Origin of the sequence: Paraburkholderia sp. BL27I4N3 (assembly GCF_003386115.1) — a bacterium.
Taxonomy (GTDB): Bacteria; Pseudomonadota; Gammaproteobacteria; order Burkholderiales; family Burkholderiaceae; genus Paraburkholderia.
Genome location: NZ_QREJ01000002.1, coordinates 236,728 through 255,893, shown reverse-complemented (window position 1 = coordinate 255,893; position 19,166 = coordinate 236,728). Strand labels below are relative to the sequence as shown.

19 protein-coding genes and 1 pseudogene are annotated in these 19,166 nt (G+C 59.7%); 10 read left to right on the top strand and 10 right to left on the bottom strand.

Annotated elements, in window-relative coordinates; translation table 11 throughout:
* Window positions 1–107 precede the first annotated feature (107 nt).
* From B0G71_RS38430 to B0G71_RS38420, 3 genes and pseudogenes are all read left to right on the top strand, one after another.
* Window positions 108–800 carry a GntR family transcriptional regulator gene (locus B0G71_RS38430; RefSeq protein WP_116149602.1) on the top strand — a complete coding sequence of 231 codons (693 nt, stop codon included), beginning with the start codon at window positions 108–110 and terminating at the stop codon, window positions 798–800.
* A gap of 293 nt (window positions 801–1,093) precedes the next feature.
* A complete protein-coding gene (locus B0G71_RS38425) occupies window positions 1,094–2,344 on the top strand; it encodes an IS256 family transposase (protein ID WP_116149600.1) in 1,251 nt (416 codons plus the stop codon).
* A gap of 74 nt (window positions 2,345–2,418) precedes the next feature.
* Window positions 2,419–2,975: pseudogene (locus B0G71_RS38420) on the top strand (IS110 family transposase); the annotation flags it as partial.
* An 842-nt stretch (window positions 2,976–3,817) separates the two neighbouring features.
* Here B0G71_RS38420 and B0G71_RS38405 read toward each other — a convergent pair.
* Together B0G71_RS38405 and B0G71_RS38400 are read right to left on the bottom strand one after the other, a co-directional pair.
* The gene (locus B0G71_RS38405) at window positions 3,818–4,096 is read right to left on the bottom strand and encodes an HU family DNA-binding protein (protein WP_116149594.1); all 279 of its coding nucleotides are present in this window, start codon (window positions 4,094–4,096) and stop codon (window positions 3,818–3,820) included.
* Window positions 4,097–4,587: 491 nt separating this feature from the next.
* Window positions 4,588–4,782, bottom strand: coding sequence for a hypothetical protein (locus B0G71_RS38400; RefSeq protein ID WP_309546292.1), 195 nt, complete (start codon window positions 4,780–4,782; stop codon window positions 4,588–4,590).
* Between the two features lie 411 nt (window positions 4,783–5,193).
* Here B0G71_RS38400 and B0G71_RS38395 point away from each other — a divergent pair, with 411 nt between their 5' ends.
* The 4 genes from B0G71_RS38395 to B0G71_RS38380 all read left to right on the top strand — a co-directional run bounded on the left by B0G71_RS38395 (window position 5,194) and on the right by B0G71_RS38380 (window position 8,069).
* A complete protein-coding gene (locus B0G71_RS38395; protein WP_404935502.1) occupies window positions 5,194–6,891 on the top strand; it encodes a phage integrase family protein in 1,698 nt (565 codons plus the stop codon).
* A 173-nt stretch (window positions 6,892–7,064) separates the two neighbouring features.
* Window positions 7,065–7,334: a DUF1488 family protein gene (locus tag B0G71_RS38390; RefSeq protein WP_116149590.1), complete on the top strand. Its 270-nt coding sequence runs from the start codon at window positions 7,065–7,067 to the stop codon at window positions 7,332–7,334.
* Window positions 7,335–7,525: 191 nt separating this feature from the next.
* Window positions 7,526–7,951 (top strand): CidA/LrgA family protein, encoded by a 426-nt coding sequence (locus tag B0G71_RS42795; RefSeq protein WP_116149588.1) that lies wholly within the window; start codon window positions 7,526–7,528, stop codon window positions 7,949–7,951.
* On the top strand, window positions 7,842–8,069 hold the full coding sequence (locus B0G71_RS38380) for an LrgB family protein (RefSeq protein WP_116149586.1): 228 nt from the start codon (window positions 7,842–7,844) through the stop codon (window positions 8,067–8,069). Before B0G71_RS42795 ends, B0G71_RS38380 begins: the two co-directional genes overlap by 110 nt.
* A gap of 85 nt (window positions 8,070–8,154) precedes the next feature.
* Here the strand turns inward: B0G71_RS38380 and B0G71_RS38375 are convergent, their stop codons facing one another.
* The 3 genes from B0G71_RS38375 to istA are packed head-to-tail and all read right to left on the bottom strand — an operon-like array spanning window position 8,155 to window position 10,626.
* Complete coding sequence (locus B0G71_RS38375; RefSeq protein ID WP_116138983.1) at window positions 8,155–8,373, bottom strand: hypothetical protein; 219 nt, start codon at window positions 8,371–8,373, stop codon at window positions 8,155–8,157.
* On the bottom strand, window positions 8,370–9,137 hold the full coding sequence (istB, locus tag B0G71_RS38370) for an IS21-like element helper ATPase IstB (protein ID WP_116138981.1): 768 nt from the start codon (window positions 9,135–9,137) through the stop codon (window positions 8,370–8,372). The genes B0G71_RS38375 and istB overlap by 4 nt, the downstream gene beginning before the upstream one ends.
* A complete protein-coding gene (istA, locus tag B0G71_RS38365) occupies window positions 9,124–10,626 on the bottom strand; it encodes an IS21 family transposase (protein WP_116138979.1) in 1,503 nt (500 codons plus the stop codon). Before istA ends, istB begins: the two co-directional genes overlap by 14 nt.
* Before the next feature lie 212 nt (window positions 10,627–10,838).
* Here istA and B0G71_RS38360 point away from each other — a divergent pair, with 212 nt between their 5' ends.
* Together B0G71_RS38360 and B0G71_RS38355 are read left to right on the top strand one after the other, a co-directional pair.
* On the top strand, window positions 10,839–11,186 hold the full coding sequence (locus B0G71_RS38360) for a hypothetical protein (protein ID WP_116138977.1): 348 nt from the start codon (window positions 10,839–10,841) through the stop codon (window positions 11,184–11,186).
* Window positions 11,187–12,103: 917 nt separating this feature from the next.
* Window positions 12,104–12,661: a hypothetical protein gene (locus tag B0G71_RS38355; RefSeq protein ID WP_147308754.1), complete on the top strand. Its 558-nt coding sequence runs from the start codon at window positions 12,104–12,106 to the stop codon at window positions 12,659–12,661.
* Window positions 12,662–12,912: 251 nt separating this feature from the next.
* On the opposite strand, the gene B0G71_RS38350 is transcribed toward B0G71_RS38355, so the two are convergent.
* Entirely contained in the window at window positions 12,913–13,542 is a 630-nt protein-coding gene (locus tag B0G71_RS38350; RefSeq protein ID WP_116149582.1) for a hypothetical protein, read from the bottom strand.
* Between the two features lie 91 nt (window positions 13,543–13,633).
* Between B0G71_RS38350 and B0G71_RS38345 the strand changes: the two genes are divergently transcribed.
* The gene (locus tag B0G71_RS38345; protein ID WP_116149580.1) at window positions 13,634–13,981 is read left to right on the top strand and encodes a winged helix-turn-helix domain-containing protein; all 348 of its coding nucleotides are present in this window, start codon (window positions 13,634–13,636) and stop codon (window positions 13,979–13,981) included.
* A 239-nt stretch (window positions 13,982–14,220) separates the two neighbouring features.
* Here the strand turns inward: B0G71_RS38345 and B0G71_RS38340 are convergent, their stop codons facing one another.
* The 4 genes from B0G71_RS38340 to B0G71_RS38330 form a co-directional block, all read right to left on the bottom strand.
* Window positions 14,221–14,439 carry a hypothetical protein gene (locus B0G71_RS38340; RefSeq protein ID WP_116149578.1) on the bottom strand — a complete coding sequence of 73 codons (219 nt, stop codon included), beginning with the start codon at window positions 14,437–14,439 and terminating at the stop codon, window positions 14,221–14,223.
* An 863-nt stretch (window positions 14,440–15,302) separates the two neighbouring features.
* Window positions 15,303–17,240: a DUF3732 domain-containing protein gene (locus tag B0G71_RS38335; protein WP_181916960.1), complete on the bottom strand. Its 1,938-nt coding sequence runs from the start codon at window positions 17,238–17,240 to the stop codon at window positions 15,303–15,305.
* Window positions 17,237–17,722 carry a three component ABC system middle component gene (locus B0G71_RS41135; protein ID WP_147308753.1) on the bottom strand — a complete coding sequence of 162 codons (486 nt, stop codon included), beginning with the start codon at window positions 17,720–17,722 and terminating at the stop codon, window positions 17,237–17,239. The genes B0G71_RS38335 and B0G71_RS41135 overlap by 4 nt, the downstream gene beginning before the upstream one ends.
* Window positions 17,719–18,927 carry an ABC-three component system protein gene (locus B0G71_RS38330; RefSeq protein ID WP_116149574.1) on the bottom strand — a complete coding sequence of 403 codons (1,209 nt, stop codon included), beginning with the start codon at window positions 18,925–18,927 and terminating at the stop codon, window positions 17,719–17,721. The genes B0G71_RS41135 and B0G71_RS38330 overlap by 4 nt, the downstream gene beginning before the upstream one ends.
* Window positions 18,928–19,166 lie beyond the last annotated feature (239 nt).

The window sequence follows — 19,166 nt, the reverse complement described above, 5'->3', positions numbered from 1 at the left end:
TGCGCTATCAGTGGAAATACGTACGATGTAAGGTCGCGGTCAGACGACGCGAGAGCGCGCTAATCGTTTATGCTTGACCGAACAAAATAAATGGAGCATCCAACGCAATGGTAGCCATCGAGCCGCGCCCTCCCACTCTTGCGCTACGGGATATGGCCTATGAAGGGTTTAGCCAGCAGATCATGAACGCCGGACTGAAGCCGGGGCAGTTCGTGTCACAGCGCGAGTTGACGGAACTGCTAGGTCTGCCGCTCGCGGCGGTTCGGGAAATGATCCCGCGTCTGGAGGCCGCGCGACTGATTCGCACCGTGCCCAAGCGTGGTCTGCAGGTGGCGCATGTTGATCTGAAGCTGGTGCGCAATGCGTTCCAGATCCGAGCGATGATCGAACGAGAGGCCGTGCTCCACTTCGTGCGCAATGTAAGTGACGCCGATCTCACCCGCTTCGAACGCGAACATCAAGCGATTCTCAAGCGGGCGCGCGCGGCCACGCCCGACGCGGAACTCGATCGCGATGCCCAGGCAGTCGACTGGGGCCTGCACGATTTCATGGTCGATTCGATCGGCAACGAGATCCTTTCGGAACTCTATCGCGTGAACAGCCTGCACGTCCGGCTCATTCGCCTGGATGCGCACGTCATACGGCCCATGCGCATCCTGCCGGCCATGGAGGAGCATTTGCAATTCCTGAAGGTGGTGAAGACACGAGACGAGAACGCCGCGGTGACGCAGATGATGGGGCACATTGAACGATCGAAGCAGCGCGTGCTCCAGGCATTGCTGGACGACTGCAGTAGCTAGCGGCCAGGTTTCCGGATCACGGAGGCTCTGATGTGATGGACGACTCCCGCTAAGCGGCGAGAGATGCATGCCAAAGTGGAGAAGTCGGGACGTCCACGGCAAAGGAGCGTTCATCATGAATATAGCGACTGTTGGACTGGATCGGGCCAAGAGCGTGCTGCAGGTTCACGCAGTGGATTCGCAAGGCCACATTGTTGTACGCAAATAGCTGAGACGCGCGGATGTACTTGAGGGTGTAAAAAGTTTTGTGTAAACGGTCATTTGGCAGGAGACTGCCAGCAACAGGAGCATAGATGACCGTAGCGAAACGCAATAAAAGAGAGAAACCCAATGCTGAACTCGTCAAGCTGGCAGACAGCCTGCTGGCGAATTACCAGAAGCCGGAAGACCTGATAGGTGAGAACGGCCTGCTCAAGCAGCTTACCAAGATGCTGGTGGAGCGTGCGTTAGAGACGGAGATGTCCGAACACCTGGGCCATGGCAAAAGCGAAACGGTGACCAATGCCACGGGCAACACCCGTAATGGCCATAGCGCGAAGACGCTGCAGGGGGAGTTTGGCGAGTTGCCGCTCAATATCCCGCGCGACCGTCAGGGGGCGTTCGAGCCGAAGCTGGTGGAGCGCCATCAGACGCGCTGGACGGGCTTCGACGACAAGATCATTTCGCTGTATGCGCGTGGCCTGAGCGTGCGCGAGATCCAGGGGCACCTGGAAGAAATGTACGGCACGGAGGTCTCGCCGACGCTGATCTCGGCGGTCACCGACGCCGTCAATGATGAGGTGAAGGTCTGGCAGGCCCGTGCGCTCGACGCGCTTTATCCGATTGTCTATCTCGACTGCATTCACGTCAAAGTGCGCGACAGCGGCGCGGTGCGGACCAAGGCGGTGTACCTGGCCATCGGCGTGAACATGGCCGGCCACAAGGAAGTCCTGGGACTGTGGATCGCCCAGACCGAGGGGGCCAAGTTCTGGCTGCAGGTGGTCACTGAGCTGAAGACGCGCGGCGTGCAGGACATCTTTATCGCCAGCGTCGACGGGCTTAAAGGCTTTCCTGAAGCCATTGAAGCGGTCTACCCAAAAGCGGCCGTGCAACTGTGCATCGTGCATATGGTGCGCAACAGCCTGAACTTCGTGCCGTGGAAAATGCAGCAGGAAGTCGCCGCCGACCTGAAGACGATTTACACTTCATCGACCGTCGAACTGGCCGAACAGATGCTGGGCACCTTCGAGGCCAGGTGGGACAAGGACTATCCGTCCATCGGACAGAGCTGGCGACGCAACTGGGCACGTGTGATTCCGTTCTTCGATTACCCAGCGGAGATCAGGAAGGTGATCTACACCACGAATGCCATAGAATCGATCAACGTGAGCCTGCGCAAGGTGATCAAGACCCGCAGCTCGTTCCCGACCGATGAGGCCGTCACCAAGCTGTTTTACCTGGCCCTGAACAACATCAGCAAGAAGTGGACGATGCCGATCCGCGACTGGAAAGCCGCACTGAACCGATTCACGATCCAGTTCGAAGAGCGGCTGGTGCCGGGTTAAACCTCAACCCGTTTACACAAAATTCCGGACACCCCCATGTACTTCGGTATTTCGCCACGCTTGAACCGTGTGTGATTGGCATGGAAGCATGCGGCTCGTCGCACTACTGGGGCCGGGAGCTCACAAAGCTCGGACACACCGTCCGACTGATCGCCCCGCAGTTCGTCCGGCCTTACGTAAAGAGCAACAAGACCGACGCGGCTGACGCCGAGGCCATCTGCGAGGCGATACAACGACCGCACATGCGCTTCGTACCGGTCAAGACGCAGGTGCAACAGACAATGCTGTCGCTGCACCGGGCACGCGCCGGGCTGGTCAAGTCGCGCACAGCCCTGGCCAACCAGATTCGCGGGCTTCTGGGCGAATTCGGTATCGCACTGCCACAAGGTATCCGACTGCTGGGGCAGCGGGCCATAGAGGCTCTTTCCAGTCGCGACAATGAGCATTGCGAGCCGTTCCGGGCGTTAATCCAGATGCTCGTCGAGCACCTGCGCGAACTTGGCAACAAGGTGGCCGAACTGGAGGGACGTATCCGCGCGATCCATCGTACGGATTCTCGCTGCGTGGCTGGGTCTGGTCCCCGCGCCAGCATTCCTCCGGAGGCACGCCGCGCCTGCTGGGCATCAGCAAGTGTTGAAGTCCGTAGATTTTGCTAATGATGTCCGTTGAAGCGCTAATCGTGTCCGTTAAATACGCTAACGCAACCGGCGGATGTCTTTGAACTTACACATCTCGCGATAACGGCTGATCGCGCGCAATGCCGCATCAAAGTGACCCGAGAGACGAAATATGGAGGCGGGAACTGTTTCCAGAAGCGTGTGATGCACAGTGCAGAATTCAACCGTCGGTTCGAGCCATTCGCGTTTCCAGCGAGGTGCCGATACGTCCGCGTCATTCAGCACAAGGCATCTGAAGCAGTAAGGCATGCAGCGCCGATCGGAGAGCCACGCCGAAGGCGTCTGGATGCGCCTCAATCTTTGTTCTTCAAGACGGGCCAGCGCTGCGAATCGTTGGAGCGCTGAATTTGAAACAGGAGGGAAGAGAATCCATCCGGCAGTTCCCAACGTGGGCAGCGGCTCGCTTGAGCTCACTCAGTCGTTTTTTTCTTCGGTCGCACGATTTTAAACGGCTGTATGAGGAGGGGTCGACCTTTATTAGGGCGCGCTGCGCCCCGAGCTCTTGCGGACTGCCCTACTTCACTGTGTCGACGAAATTCTGCCATTGATATCGAGCGACTCGGTCATCGCGCGCTGCCCCCGCGCTTCGGCGATCACGCGCACGGTAGCCAGGTGGCGCGCCGATGCGCGGACACAGCACGTCCCATTGGCGTCGCGATCGTCTGTTTTCCATAAAAGCCTGTCTGTATGGCTGTCAAGGCCCATCGCGGTTTCGCGGCCCCCGATGCTACCTGGCCAAGCCGCCCGGGCTTACCATGCGCCGCGGACGCTGTCTGCGCGATCGGGGTAAAAAGACTCAGGCGCCGTTCACCGCGTCCTTGAACGCCTTGCCCGCGCTGAACTTGACCGTCTTCGCGGCCGGGATATTGATCTCGGCTCCAGTCGCCGGATTGCGGCCGACGCGCGCGGCGCGCTCCCCGGTCGAAAACGCCCCGAACCCGATCAGCTGCACGGCGTCGCCCTTCGTGACGGTCGCCATGATGGTGCCGATCAGCGCGTCGAGCGTTTCAGCGGCAAGTGCCTTGCTAGTGCCGGTTTTCGCGGCGACGGCGTCGACGAGTTCCTGCTTGTTCATGGTGGTTTCCTTTGGAGGTAGCTGGGTGCCGTCACCCTACCCGATCTGCGCGCCTGCGCGCAACCGCCTTCAGAGCGGCGCTGCGCTGACGGGCAATCAACGTTGCCACCCCGGGGAACGGGCGATCAAAGATCCACTTTATTGACCGGCACGCTTTCCTGACGACGCCTTGCGATGCCGCCCATCAGCCGGCTCGCGGCCGGCGCAAAGATCCACCGAGACGAGCGTCCATGACGCAGAGATCGCTGGGCTCGCGTCGGTATCTACTAACGCGACGGACAATGTCCACAAATGAAGGGTATGAAAGCTCCTACTTTCCGCCCCGGCACGTCGCGTGGCCGGTTTGTCCTGAAATGAAGGGGTACATAGCCACTAACCGACCCTTCATTGCGGACTGAAGCTACGATTTGCTTCATCTGAGCATCTGAGCGACGTGGGCGAGTTGCGTCCTCCCGCCGCCCGTCCCTCACGGATACGCGGTGCGACCGTGCTCACTGCTCGCAATTTGAATCCCGGAACAGATCCAGGGTTGTGGCACGCTGCTGCTCCGGCAGTGTCCCGCTGCGGACCTGGGCCACCACTTCCTGCGGCAGCCACGCGTGTTCCATCGCGCCGATGCCCTTCTCGATCAATTGCTTGAGAAAAAACGACTGGCTGCGCCCTGTGACTTCCGCCAGCAGTCTCAATCGCTGTTCGATCGCCGCCTCGACGCGGACCGCGATGACGTGCGAGCTGTTCCCTGACTTCCTTCTCAACCTCGGCTCCTGATTGCATCTGCGCGCCGCAGACCGGCGCATTCGCGCGCTGTTTTACCACAGTCGGACGGAGCGGCGTCGGGTAGCGCAGATCGCTGCACGAAGTCGCACCGCGTTGATGCGGAAATGATGATCCCCGCCCGGCCCATCCGGCGTCGGGCGGGGGTAAGGAAGTTATCGTCGATAAGGACACCGCGCCATCCCTCACAAGGGTGCCCACACCAATCCGTGAAAATACGGGTGCAAAAATCGCATTGCGAAACCGGTCTATATAGATAAGTTTTCTTATCTAAATGTGTCTGTTTTTACGCTAAACTCCAAGGTATGAAAACGCGCCTCACCCTGCCCTCCGCGCCCGCTGCTGACGCTGAATCTTCCGCATCCGGTTTTCCCGGCGCCGACGAGCTTGCCTTGCTGCGTGCGTGGTACGCCGGTGTATCCGTGCGGCAGGCCGTCGTGCGTTACCTGCCTTCTGCACTCGGTGACGGGAAGTCGGCGCGCGGCGTGCTCGGGCGCATCCGCAGCAGGCTGGTGGACGTTGCCCGCGCGGCCCATCGCGACGATCTCGTCGCACTCCTCACTCATCCGGTAGCGGGACGCGAGCAGCACGCAAAAGGCGTGGCGCAGGCGATCGATGCGCTGCGCACAGCACGCCCTCCGGAACCGCAGATCGCCGACGACATCGCGCAGTGGTTTTCCCCGCGCGCGGTGCGCGCACTGCACGTGTACGGCATCAGGACGCTCGCCGACCTCACCGTGCGCATTCCGCGCCGACGCCAGTGGTGGAAGGCCGTGCCGGGGCTCGGCATGGCGGGCGCCCGTTCGATCGAGGCGCTCTTCGCCGCCTGGCCCGCCCTCACGGACCGGGCGCGTGCGCTGGTGGTCGCGAGCCAGCACGGCGATATCGTGCCGTGGGAAACCCTCAAACTGCCGCATGAGGTCGACGGCTCCGCGGGCACCTTCCGCGCACCGCCCGCCACCTGCACGCTCGACGCGTCCAACGACTACCAGGCCCTGCAGACGTGGCTGTCCCTGCACGAGTCGCCCGCCACGCAGCGGACCTACCGCAAGGAAGCCGAGCGGCTGATCCTCTGGGCCATCGTCGAGCGCGGCCGCGCGCTGTCGTCGCTCACGACCGAAGACGCGATCGCCTACCGGACGTTCCTGCGTCATCCGTCGCCGCGGGGACGCTGGATCGGCCCGGTGCGCCCGCGCACGTCGCCGGACTGGCGGCCGTTTAACGGCACCCTGTCGGCGCGCTCGGTCGCGCACGCGCTGTCGATTCTCGGCGCCCTGTTCCGCTGGCTGGTGGAGCAGCGCTACGTGCTGGCCAATCCGTTTGCGGGCATCAAGGTGCGCGGCGGCAAGACGGCATCGGCGCTCGACGCGGCGCGCGCCTTTACCGACGGCGAATGGGCACTGGTTCGTACGATGGCCGACGGGCTTGAATGGTCTCACGGCTGGACGGTTCCGGCCGCGCAGCGCTTGCGGTTCCTGCTCGATTTCGGCTTTGCGACGGGTTTGCGCGCGAGTGAGCTGGTCGGCGCGACGCTCGGCCACATCGAGACGGACGCACGCGGCGAGCACTGGCTGCGGGTCACCGGCAAAGGCGGCAAGATGGCGCGGGTGGCGCTGCCGCCGCTCGCGTGGGACGCACTGCTCCGCTATCTGGCCGGGCGCCAGTTGCCGACTACTACGGCGCGCTGGCGGCCGGATACCCCGGTCATCGGCAGCCTCGAAGCGGACAGTGACGCGGCCATCAGCAGTGTGCGGCTGTGGAGCGTGCTCGAGCGCTTTCTCGTCCTTGCCGCCAATGCGATCGAGACCGATCACCCGCCGCTCGCGGAGAAGCTGCGCCGCGCGAGCCCCCACTGGTTGCGGCACACCCACGCCACCTACGCGCTGGGGCACGGCGCCGAACTCACCACGGTGCGCGACAACCTGCGGCACGCTTCCGTCTCCACGACGTCGATATACCTGCACAGCGACGAAGTGAAGCGCGCGCGGCAGATCGGCGAGGCTTTTACAAACCGCAGGTGAGAGCGCCCGCTCGCGTCACGGACGCGCCTGTCAGCAGCCCGTCCGTTATGCCCGCTTGCGCGCTTCGCGATGCCCCGCAGCCTGTACCCTGATGCTGGCGGCCATCGCCAGCCTCATCAGACCGATACGCATACCGCTTTACCCGCATAAACGACAGCGCCTTGAAAACCGTCATGGAAAAACCTGAATTCGAGCCGCAGATTCTGGCAAACCGGCAAGGCGTGTCATTCCGCCTCGTCAGAGGGCAAACCCTCATCGAATGCGTCATCACGACCACAGCGCTCGAGGCCCACTTCTGGCTCGAAGACAGGGCCGACGACCTCCGGATCCTCAGGACCTTCCGCGACGGATACAGCCGCATCCGCGCGATCGCTGAACGCAAGCTGCTCGCGCACCCGGGCGCACGCGTCGAACTGACACCTCACGATTTCAGGCGTCACTGATCAGACCGGACAACGCAGGTGACGCCACATCGTGGTCGGCAATGAAATCACGGGTTGCTCAACCCGGATGCCCTTTCCGAACCGACGAGGCCGTAGCCCTATCCCATCCTGCTGCCGGACGGGGTTGCGGCGAAGCCAGGCGGGAGGCCGCCAGTGCTTGACCGTTAGTTGCGTCGCGAGCGCCGGACGCCTTGAGTACACATGGGTTGCCGCCCTATCTCTGGCGTGTAGCTGAAACGGAGAAACCGACAGACGCCCCCTTTCTCGAGCATCTGTCGTTGTTGTTTGTCCCGGCCGGCGTAGGCATCGTCATGTATGTGGATAACGTCGAGAGCGATTTATTACCCATGGCCGCGACCATCTTGATCGGAACCGCTGTGACCGTTTGCATAACGGCAACCACCGCAGAAGCGTTGCACAGAATCATCGGCTCGCCTGTAGCAGGTCTGCCCCGGAACGCCATCCAGGCGGTCACGGCTGACGCTCGCAAGCCAGGAGAACTGTCATATGGACAACGCAAACCATCTCGCGCTGGAATGGGCGTACCTTGGACGCACTCCCTTGCTGTGGCTCACGGCAACGGTCGTGGTGTACGCGGCTGCTCGGTCTTTCTATGAAGGGCTCGACATGCGCCCGTTAGCGAACCCGGTCCTGCTTTCGGTCGTGACGGTCATCGTGCTCCTTCGCGTAACCCACACCGAGTACGGAGCTTACATGCTGTTAGCGGCGGTGTAAAAGCGCCATTAGATGGCGGCGCAAAGTTGAGTAGAAGCGTCAACAACAGAGGCGGTTATGGGCCGCTGTTGTTGGGTGATGGTCATCAGAATGGATCGTCGATGTCACGAGGGTGAGGATTGTCGGGAGGCGCGCGTTGTTCGTGCAGCAGGTCATTGAGCGGAATCTGATAGTGCGCGGCGATACGCTCGCGTAGATCGTCGATGAGTTCCACGACGGCGAGCGCCTGATCTGCGGACCAGTTGTCTGGGATCAGGAAGTCCAGCCCGTGAGTGATGCCCGAAGGCAGGTGAAGGCGCTTCATGATTTCTTCTTCTCCATACGTGCTGCGCTGCGTTTCTTTGCGCGCTGCTCCGCCCGTTCACGCGCCTCCTTCACCCGGTAGGACTCGCCTTCGATCGCGACGACTTCGGCGCGATGCACCAGCCGGTCAACCAGCGAGACGACGCAGGCGGCGTTCGGAAACACCTCCGACCATTCTGCGAACGGCCGGTTTGTGGTGACCACGGTGCTCGCTGCGCCATACCGGCGGCTGATCAGCTCGAACAGCAGGTCGGCGTGGCGATTCGAGTAGGACAGGTATCCGACCTCGTCAATTACGAGCACGTCAGGCGTGGCGTACCGGTGCAGCCGCCGGCGTAACGCTGAGTCACTGTCAAGCGCGGCGAGCTCGCCGAGCATCTGGCCAGCAGTTGTGAACAGCGCCGTGTGCCCGTTGACGAGCGCCTGGTAGGCGAGGTTCAGCGCCAGGGTCGACTTGCCCACGCCGTTCGGGCCGATCAGTACGACGTTGGCGGTGTCTCTGACGAACTCGAGCGACATCAGTTCTTCGACGGCGGCCCGGTCGCAGCGCGTGGGCCAGGTCCAGTCAAAGTCGCACAGCGGTTTGAAGCTGCCCAGATGGGCGTCCCGGATGCGTCGCTCAAGCGAACGGCGGGCACGCTCGTCTTCTTCCCACTGCAACAGCGGCGCAACCCAGCCGGCGTCAGTGAGTTCCGGCCAATGCGCCAGCAGCCCGTACAGGCGCAGGGCGTTCGCGCGTTCCTGCAGGTTCTCAGGCGAGCTCATCAGTACCTCCCGTTATCTGGTCGTAGATGTCGAGCCGGTGCGGGGTCACCAGCGTGTCCTTGCTACGCACGTGCTCGGGCAGGTTCACCGTCACTGGCGGCGGTACCTGACGCGACTCGCGCCGACGCTCCAGCGCCAGACGCACCGGATTCTGGTGAGGCGCGGCATCGCTGGCGAGCGTTTCCTCGATCGCTGCCTGCAGTTCGGCTGCACCATAACGGTCGAGCAGCCGCAGCAGGTGGGCGGTGATATTACCCAGATTGGCGCCGCGTTCAGCCGCGCGCAGCATGAGTGTGTGACTGGCCGGCGCTGCGCGGGCGAGATGGTCGAGGCCGCGATGGTGACGGGCTTCGCGTTTGCGTGCAACGAGGGCGTCGATGTGTGCGGGAATCTCGATTTGCGCGCCGCGATCGTAACTGCGCACATGAGTTGCAAGCAGATCGGCGCCGTCGAGAATGCGCACCTGCCGGGGATCAGCCCGGACCGTAAGTACGCGCCGCACGTGGGTATGCGGGATCGTGTAGTCGTTCAGATCGAAGCGCACATACGGCTGCTTGCCGACCTTCACGGCCAGTTGCAGTTCGCAGGGGTACGGATTCTCCGGCAACGCAAGCAGGCTGGGCTGCTCGCGGGCGAAGGCTTCGCGCACCGTGATCGTGGGTTCTTCCCGGCAGGGACGATCCGCCGCCATGCCCGCGCACCATTGCGCGGCCTGGATGTTCAGATCGTCGAGATCGGTGAACTTGCGCGCGGCAAAGAAATTCTCGCGTACATACCTGATAGCTCTTTCGACGCGTCCCTTCTCGTTTCCTCTGGCCACTGCCACGGGACGCGGCTCGAAGCGATGATGAGCGGCGAACGCGAGAAGCGTGGGGTTGAAGCGGATCGCATCACCCTGACGCTCGAGCACAGCGCTCCTGAGATTGTCGTAGAGGAGGATTCGTGGCAATCCGGACCACGCCGCGAACGCGCCGGCGTGGCCCGCCAGGAAGCTGTCCATGCGGGCATCGAGGAAGAAGCGCAGATAGATCTGCCGAGACCATGACAGCACCATGACGAAGGCCATGAGTGGCCGGCGCGCGCGCCCGATCTGCAGGTGATCGAAATGGGCCCAGTCAACCTGGCCCTGCTCTCCAGGCAAGGTGCGCAGCCGCAGATAAGCCTCTGGTGCAGGACGCGGACGGTGTACCGCGATCAGGTGCCGGAAATGATGAGGGTTGCCACGGTAGCCGCGCTCGGTGACCATCGCATACAGCCGGCTGGCCGTGAGCGACGGAAACCTCTTGAGCGTGTCATGGATAAACGGCAGGTAGGCATCGATCTGCGAAGGTCTGAGCATCCCGCCGATGCGGGGCAGACCGGCCTGCGCCAGCACGCGCTGGACCGTGCCACGGTGCACGTGCAACTGCCGTGCGATGGTGCCGCAGCGCCACTTCTCGACGTGGTAGTAGCGCAGGATCTGCGCCTCAAGTTCAACTCCAATGGTCATGGGTCACTTCCTGTGCAGTAGGTAGTAGTACGAACATCACGGAAGACCCGACGGCGTAGTGGCCCCAGGCGCACGAAGCCCGGGCAGACGCAGTGGCAGAAATGGCACTGCTCAGGCACAGCTGGGGCGGTGGCGGATACCGCCGCTGTTGCCGCCGACGTCGTCGAAGTCGGTGCCAGTAGAGCATCGGCGGCAGGCGCAGAGGAACCCTGATGCGTCACTTTATTCCGGCGGCTGCGATAGCGGCGCATCCGTTCGGCATGCGCGAAGCGGCCGTGACGACTGCGCTGATAGCGCTGGCCGGCCACGCGCATGCTGGCCTGACGTGCGACCTCCGAACAGTCGCCGTCGCAATAGATCTGGCCGCGGTCGCAACGGCGGCAAACGATGACCTGCGCCCGGCAGCGGGCGCACACAAACAGGCGGCCGGTGGCCGGCATCGGCAATCCCCGTCAATGCCGAAACGCTATCGACGGGACTGGTGGACCGTGCCATACTGGGCCGGCACCCGTGCCCATGCGCGTGTGGGGCTCGACATCGGAGTGAACTTGGCGGTTTGAGCCGGTGTCGGGCCTGTTTCTTCGGCGGTATTCCTTCTTCTACCGCATCTTGACCTGAGCGTCACCACTTCCTGAAATGAACCGCGTCGGGTGCGTCTGCACTCGCCCTACGGGCTCCTTCCGACGCACCGGGTAGCGCCTCTCGCTCTCCGCGCAAACCATTCCCAAACCGTTTAGCAGAGCATGACCATTCCGCATCTCTGATTGACGCCGCCGTTTAGTGTCGGATTCTCACAGCCGTTCACACATGCAGGGCGCACAATACATACACTTCCTTCCTGGGCCTGCGATTGGTGCCTTGGAGGTGCCCTTAAACAGGCAACTGCCGAAGCTGCTTTGGCGCAACGAAATGAATCTCGATTGCGGAAGTCCAGGCTCTCCGCTGGTTCTCGAATTCAAAGAAGCCCGAAACGATAGCAGTATCGAGGCGTCGCTCGGTCGACCGGCGGCTCAGAGTCGATAAGACTCATTCGCCATTCCCGAAAGCCTCCATCCATCGCCATCGAGTGACTAATGTCGGCAACGTGATCGGGAACATCCGCGCCTATGTCGACCGATGACTGACGGACGCGGCGGATCAGCAGCCGACGGTTATTCTTGCACTTGATCGCGTCAGGGCCGTCTTCACGCAGGATCGCAAGAACGCCGTCAAGATCGTCCGCGCAGAAACAATCTCACATTCGGACGCCGGGGGAACACCTCCATGCTGCGTTGCCTGGTGCCGGGCAAGCGCACATTCTTATCGCTGCACGGCCTGATGGCCGTTCAGCCATGAAAGTTTCACTTCGCTCTAAAATTCCTGCCCTACGCGACCGACAACCCCAATTATGGCTATGTGCCATATCCGACGACTCTTGTAGACTTGCGCCCTTATCGTTATACTTTTTATAACAATGAACCTGAGAGAACATGCTGGAATGGAACGCGCTGCCCGGATCAATCGGTTGGTCTCTGTGCGCCAGCCGATAGATCGCGTCCCTGGTCCATGGCTCGCCTGCTATCCAATTTTTCAGGATGCGCTGCGCAGCGGTGAAACAACATTTGGTGCGCTGCCTGATTACGCCAGGTCGGTGGCTCTCCGGCGCACGAGCATCGACATGGCGGAACGGGCGATCGCATCGGGAGCTCTTGATAAGGTCCACGTATCTTTCATTGAGCTTTGTACGCAATCGGTGAGTGAGGCTGTCGGGGATTACCTCCGTGGCGGGAACCATGATGCAAACGCTTTACTCGACGATTCCACTGCATCTCAGCACAGCGACGCCGAAGAGTTTGCGCCCGACAGTTATCGCTTTATAGCGAGACCTCCTTGCCTGCTCCGCCCGGGGCGTCATGTCTTTATAGATGGCTGGATGCGATTCTTCACGTACCGATCACGCGGCGATCTCAGCATTCCGTTGCTCGCTATCGACTGGCTGGACTTCCATGGCCGTCTGGAAGGCCTACTGCCCGCCCGACAATCCGGCAGGCTCTAAGCGCAATAACTGGTGTGGCTCGATGCGCTCGCTTTGCTATATTTTTATATCGGAAGGCCTGTCAGGCTCCGTCCGTTTCGAGCGAGCCCAGTGGCCGTTCGGCAGCTGCGTCAGTATTTCTTTGATCGCATACAGCACGGCCAGTGCACGGGCCCAAGTCGCCCGCGCAATGCATGGAAGAAGCTTTCGATAGCTGAAAAAAGACGTCGTTTTTCCACCATCATCCCTTCACCCGGCCGAGGGCGCGTCAATCACGTGCGCTTCGCACTCAACTGGTTGGCGTACGCGCTGTTTAAAGCCACCTGAATGCTGAACATGCGATTCGACATGTGGGAATTTCCCGGTTGCTTCGGCAACAAGGCCAATATTCCCTTCATGGCATACAGCATGATGAGCGCGCCCGTCAGGTCGCCTACGAACATGCTGAAGAAGCTCTCGAACCAGTTCTTCGTCACACCGGTCAGTGCGAACCACAAGTGATGAAACAGCGGATTCGCTACCGAATAGGCGACGGCCAGCACCAGGAGCCGCTTCGGCGTCAGGTTCGTCAGCGATGCGCGCAGATCGTAGTACTCGAGCGCAAGCCGGTAGACCAGATAGGGAGCCAGCGAACCCAGAATAGCTCCCGCGATTGCACGAACCGGGTCATGGGGAAACCAATAGAAAAAGTCCATAAGCAGACCGCCAACGAGCAAGCCCACGAACCCATCGAAGCCAACCAGCAACGTGCCGAGGAGCCGCACGCCCGACGGTAAAAAAATCCAGTTGATTCCTCGTACAAACGAAGTATCGGTGAAGACCACCTGATTAATCCACAGGGACGCCACAAATGCGACCAGGGTGCCTGTTATGGACCAGAAATGCAAACGTAAGCTACCCATCGCGATATAATCCTGCCACTCCTTCGATTGGCCGCATGATAGCTCACCGGAGCGCCGCCGAGCGTTCCCCGGCTTGGTCGGTGCGCAAACCATGAAACGTCCCGCTGATATCTACCTGCGATTCCTGCAACTGACTGAAGCGCTTCGCGGCTTGCCCGCGCTCCCTGCTCTCGATCCGCTCGAAGAGAAAATCCTCGAATTTGTCGCCCGCACAATGCAGAAAAGCGACCGCCTTTCGGTGCGGGACATGATGGCCCAAAGCCAGCTGGGTTCGCCCGCTACGCTGCATGCCCGTATCACCTCGATGCGAGAAAAAGGCTGGATTGCGTTGAGCGACACCGAAGACGCACGCCGCAAGCAGATTGAGCTTACGCCTGCGGCACTGCGGCACTTCGACAAGCTCGGGGAGGCTTTTGCCAAAGCCGCAAAGGGCACCTGAGGCCACCCGACTGTCGGTTTCCCGAAATTCTGGCCTACGGTCCGAAGAAGTTGCGCACGCCAATTGCGACACCTGTCTGCTAGCTGCAACCGGGTAAGCCCACTGCTCCCGCTCCGCTGACCTTGTTGAACGCCGACAACCGAGCGACAAATTCCCGGCCTTCTCAGACCAATTCGCCGATACTCCTTTAGGCGTATCGCCGCGAACCACCCTTCAACAGTCAGCTTACAATTCTTTGATCAGACGTCGGTGTATTCGATAGTTTGCGTGAGTTGGAGGGCGGAGATTCTGGCAATTTCAGCCTTCCCGAACCAAATGATGAACATACCAATATCTGCCGGGCTGCGTTGCACTTTGACCTTCTTGCCCGCCTTGTGCGTTCGCCCAACGTCGAAGCCGACGTATTTGCTCTCAACTGCGACAAGGAGCCTTGCAGAGCGCGGCAGTTCGTAGTTCATAACGTTTTCTCCAGGACGTTGCATGCTTGCCGGATAGTCAAGCTGATGCCGTTGTACTGGAGCGGACCGCATAGGCGGCCCCACCCACAAGCGATCTACTCGGCGACGAACGCCCCATAACGCTATAATTTCTATATCGATAAGTCAACGGATCACGGCGCCGGCCATGCAATTCCATGCGCTGATTACTAGCGGTGTCCATTGACGCTACCAGTTGAATCGCACGCGAATTGCACCAGAATCTGCAAGCCACCGATGACTGTTAAATTTGCTAGCGTAGCCGGGCGGTCGCGCCGCTCGGCAACGGGCCGTCCGTACGATTCTTGCAAGCGGCGCGACCTGCTGGATCCTGGACGTAATCTGCAGAAGCACTTCCGCGTAGCCGTATCCAGTAGGCGGGAGGTGTAGGCGCCAGACCGCTAGTTGCGTCCAGGCAGTCGATGTGGGTATGCAAGGTGAGCTCTTACGGGATAACTAGCTGGAAAAGCTAGCCGACAACCTGCGTACGGCGGGGCTCTCAATCCTGTTCAATCCCTAGACTCGGCGCCGATCGGGGGCGCTTTAGAAGTAACGCTGTCTTTTGCTTGCCTTAACGGGGCGGTTATCGGCCATTGTTGACGCTCGCCCTTCAGCCTCCGTGCGGCTGCAGTAAACCGCTTTGCTGTCATTCGCGATGAGATGCAGTCGAACGTCACCTCTAGGAACGGCAAACGGGTCTTGACGACCCATTACGGTCAACTTGGATTGAAAAGTGATTGACCGCTTTCCGAGCGGTTGCGGCCCATCACAGAACCTTTGTGTCTGCCCATCGATGTAAAGTGACTCGGCTTATGTGGTACGGTCCACGAAAAACGCGCCAAATTCTACGGTCTAATTGGCCAGTCAGTCGGAATAAGCTTCATGCCAGACGCTTTCGTCCACCGCCCCTTGACGGCGGCGACATATTCTGGATCCTCTTCGATATAAGCATGCTCGATAAGAATAACTTGCAAGCTGGCCTGCCTTGCGGTCTCTTCGAACAGGAACCGAACGATCTTTTGCATGGCAACCTGATCGTCGTCCTTGCCCATCTCTTGTAGCCGTTTCTCGTCCCCACCCTTTGGATAATAGGGCCGGCTGATTTGATCGATTACCAGCAGGCCTGGCACAGGCGCAGCAATATCTTCAAAGAATTTATGCAACGAGAACGCAAGCGCAAGATGGATGGCGAGATAGTTCTGGTCGGAACCGATTTCGGCCATCGCTAAGGCTGCACGGCGTGTTGGCTCGATCAGCGACACGTTCGGGGTTGCCGAGAAAACCACGCGCGAATTGGTTGCAGGCATCTCCGTAGGAAGCTCGCCGAGCATGTCGGTCGCATAGGAACTGATCAAGTTTTCGGCATCGCGAAGCCGCTCGCGGCGCGATTGTGGATCGACCAGATCCCTAAGGCTCTCGATCTCGAGAGTCAGTGCCGTCGTATCCGCGACGCTGGTCTGAAAATCCTTCGCCGTTGTTTCAAGAAACTGGTCAATGCGTCCGACAACCCGAGCCCGCTCCTGCAGGAGTGAGCCAGTTCCCACCGAATCCTCATCGACACGAACCAATCCACTGAGCTGAGATTCGATATCCTCAAGACGACCATATCTGGTTTTAATCTGAGCCTCGATCTGACGTGAATGATCGTCTAGGCCGGGCCGGATGGTATCGACGACGAGGACTTCCTTTTCAACGATGTTCAAAGACTCCCGAATCTGCTTCGCCATCGCCAAACCAGCCTCATTCTGCGCGTCGCATACCGGGCATCGTCCATCGCCAAGCTTGAGATGCTCGACAAGCCTAAGCTTGTGAGATTGACCGTAGACAGCAGTCTCATAACCAGTGGCTTCGCTCAGGGTTTGCTTGAGCAGCTGTCGCTTCCTTCTGAGAGTCTGGAGCTCGCTAACCACCCCACGTCGCTCTTCTTCTAGGATCGCGCGAGCGTCCGAATCCCTTGTGTCGGCGGAGGAAATCCCCTTTTTCGCAATCTCTCCGAGATAGCCGAGCAGGTCACCGTCGGACGCTTCAGGAGAGGGCAGATCGGGAAAAATGCCAACGTCGAAAGCCTGCGTCAGCAAAGCCATCGACCTTTCCGTGAGGAGAGTCTGACTTCTCCTCTTGGCTTTCTCCTCCCGCTCAATCTTTGCCAACGCCGCCTCGAGCTGACGAAGGCGTCGCGCTGCCAGAACAGTGGCTTGATCGAGGGCACCAAGAAAATAGGGGAGGGACCCCTTGATATCCCTGGCCTTCTCCGGACGGTTGAGGTCATGAAGCAAAGTTCCTCTGCTGATGATGACATCTCCCGACAGAAACAGGTATGGCGGAATGTCGCGGACACTGGCCCTCCCCTTCTCTCCTTTTATGACGGCATCTTCATCATCGAGACCTTGGATACCGAAAGCGGTCTCGATAAGCGCCCGCGCCGTCTCTCGGTTGGTATGCCCTTCAAGATCCTCTGCAGTCTCGGGAAGAGTCAAATTCTGCCCGGTCCTGACGTACATCTGGCTTGTGCCGCTTCCGGCCTTGGGGATATTTCGCCCTACAATGAGATCTGCATCTTCCCTCGCCCAATGGATCGCCACCGCAATGGCATGATTGCGGACGAAGAAGGGGAGTTTGCAATCGCTTGAACCAAGGCAGTAATCGATCGCATCAATGATCGCGGATTTTCCTGTTCCCGACGCACCCGTGATGACATTGACCTTTCCAATGTCGAAATCCAGTGTCCGCCGCTTACCGCCCAAACCATAGAATGCGATTTGCCGAACGTTCCAACGCTTCACGGGGTCACTCCGAATGCTGAGAAAATTGTCCCTGCCGTCCCTGCATTTCCCATCCATGTACCAAGACGCTCGGCACGCTTCAACGCTCGCTTCGCGTTATGGGGCAGGCTGTCGGCGGCTGCTTGAACAGGCCTTTGCGGGCCAGGCCTAAAAGTACCATCAGCCTCGAGCGATAAGGCCCTTGCGCTCAGGGCAAACCGCATTGCTGCCGAGACAACGTCTTTTGAGGCATCAAGTCGCGCTCCCAGATCGACACGGACATCCGGATAGCGGTTGAGCCACGTCAGTAAACCGGTAATAGCTGTGGTCTGCTCAAATGAAGCATCTAGATCATCGGACAGCGCAATCGGTAAGGCGATGTAGGAGAGGGCAAAGGCAGGCCGCTTGCCCGCCGCGGCCAAATACTTTCGGCAAAAGCCGAGCAAGCCATAAGCACCAAAGGCCGGGTTTGTCTCAGCGAACAGGTCGTAAGCAATCTTCATTTTTTGAAGCCCAGCAATACCTTGTAATCGGGGTGCCAGCCCACGCGCCCATCGATGGACAAAGTCTGGAAAGTTCCTCTGACATAGCTCGGCGATGTTACGCCCGGCGCGACGACCTCAATATCTCTCGGCGCGTCAAAGAAGCTCCAGGACAATAGAGCGCGCCCCTTCTCCTTCTTAATATCATCGGATAGGCCACTGCATGTCCCCGACATGTCCTCGTGTCTATAGCCCCATTCCTCAATCAGGCGGGTATCATACTGAGCGATCCTTTCGCGCCATGTCGGATTATCGGTCGCCCATCGTGAACGCGACTTTCGCGCCCTCCACTCGTTTGTCACGGCCCGCTCAAGCCATGCCAAGGCATCGACCAATTTAATCTGGTTGCCGACCATAGGGTGAGATGAATAAGTTCCGGGCGGAAGTTCCGAGGCAAAATGGTCAACAAGCGTGTCGTGTTCGAGGTCGGCTACAATCTGCGTGAACTGACTGATCAACTCGAAACGGGGTATCGCTTTGGGGCGTTTGCCACAGTGGGCGTGGACGATCTGCCGATTCCACCACTCAACCAGCAACTGGGCGATCGCCGCACGATGCTTTGAAAGAACGCTCGTGAGCTTCTTTGCCAGTTCGTCTTCAATATGCCGAATATTCTTCTGGCCGGGTTTTATACGCACTCTCGACAAAATCTCGGCTTGCTTGTTTTGGGGCAAATTGAGAAATGCCTCGCAAGCTTTTGCTCTTGGTTCGTGAGGAAGATTTTTTTCGTTCTTGTCCCTTGCCTCCTGCCTCTCATAGAGGACTCGCTGCGCTTCTTGTTGGAGATCAGTGAGAAGCTCAGTCCGATCCGCGCGATCATCGAGCAGGTCGATCAGCTTGCATGTTGGGGAAATGTCTGCAACGGTGACAAGATTTAGCACAGTTTTCGAAAGATCCAGTTCCGGCAGAACGTCGATCCAAGCTTTGAACGTTTTCCAGACACTGACGCTCGTCAGGGTGAGGTTGGTCGGCTTCGTCGAAAGAGAATGCTTGAGCTGTTCCAGAACGGTTTCGCCGTTGGACTCGAGCGTGACATCGTCAAGCGTCTCAAGATAGATCACTGCGTCATCGACAGTCTCGCTCCAGAGCCTGAGCAGCGCATACTGAGCCTGATATAGAAAACCCAATGCTGCGTCGTCGGCGCTGTGAGAGTTTGTACCGTCCAACTTGCCCCCTTATCGTTTGGAATTTCACCTGAACTGATCAAGCGCCTTTCGCATTTCTGACGCCATCTTATAATAGGATGACGTTGTATATTATCGGAATTTTCAGCACTACAGGCAGCACACCAGAATGGTAATGCAAGAATGGCTCATATGCGTGCGGAGAGAACATCGCTCGGCGCGACAGCTGGTCTGTCGGCCATCCAAAGTTTGGTCGGCCCGAAGATGGGAGGTGTGCATGA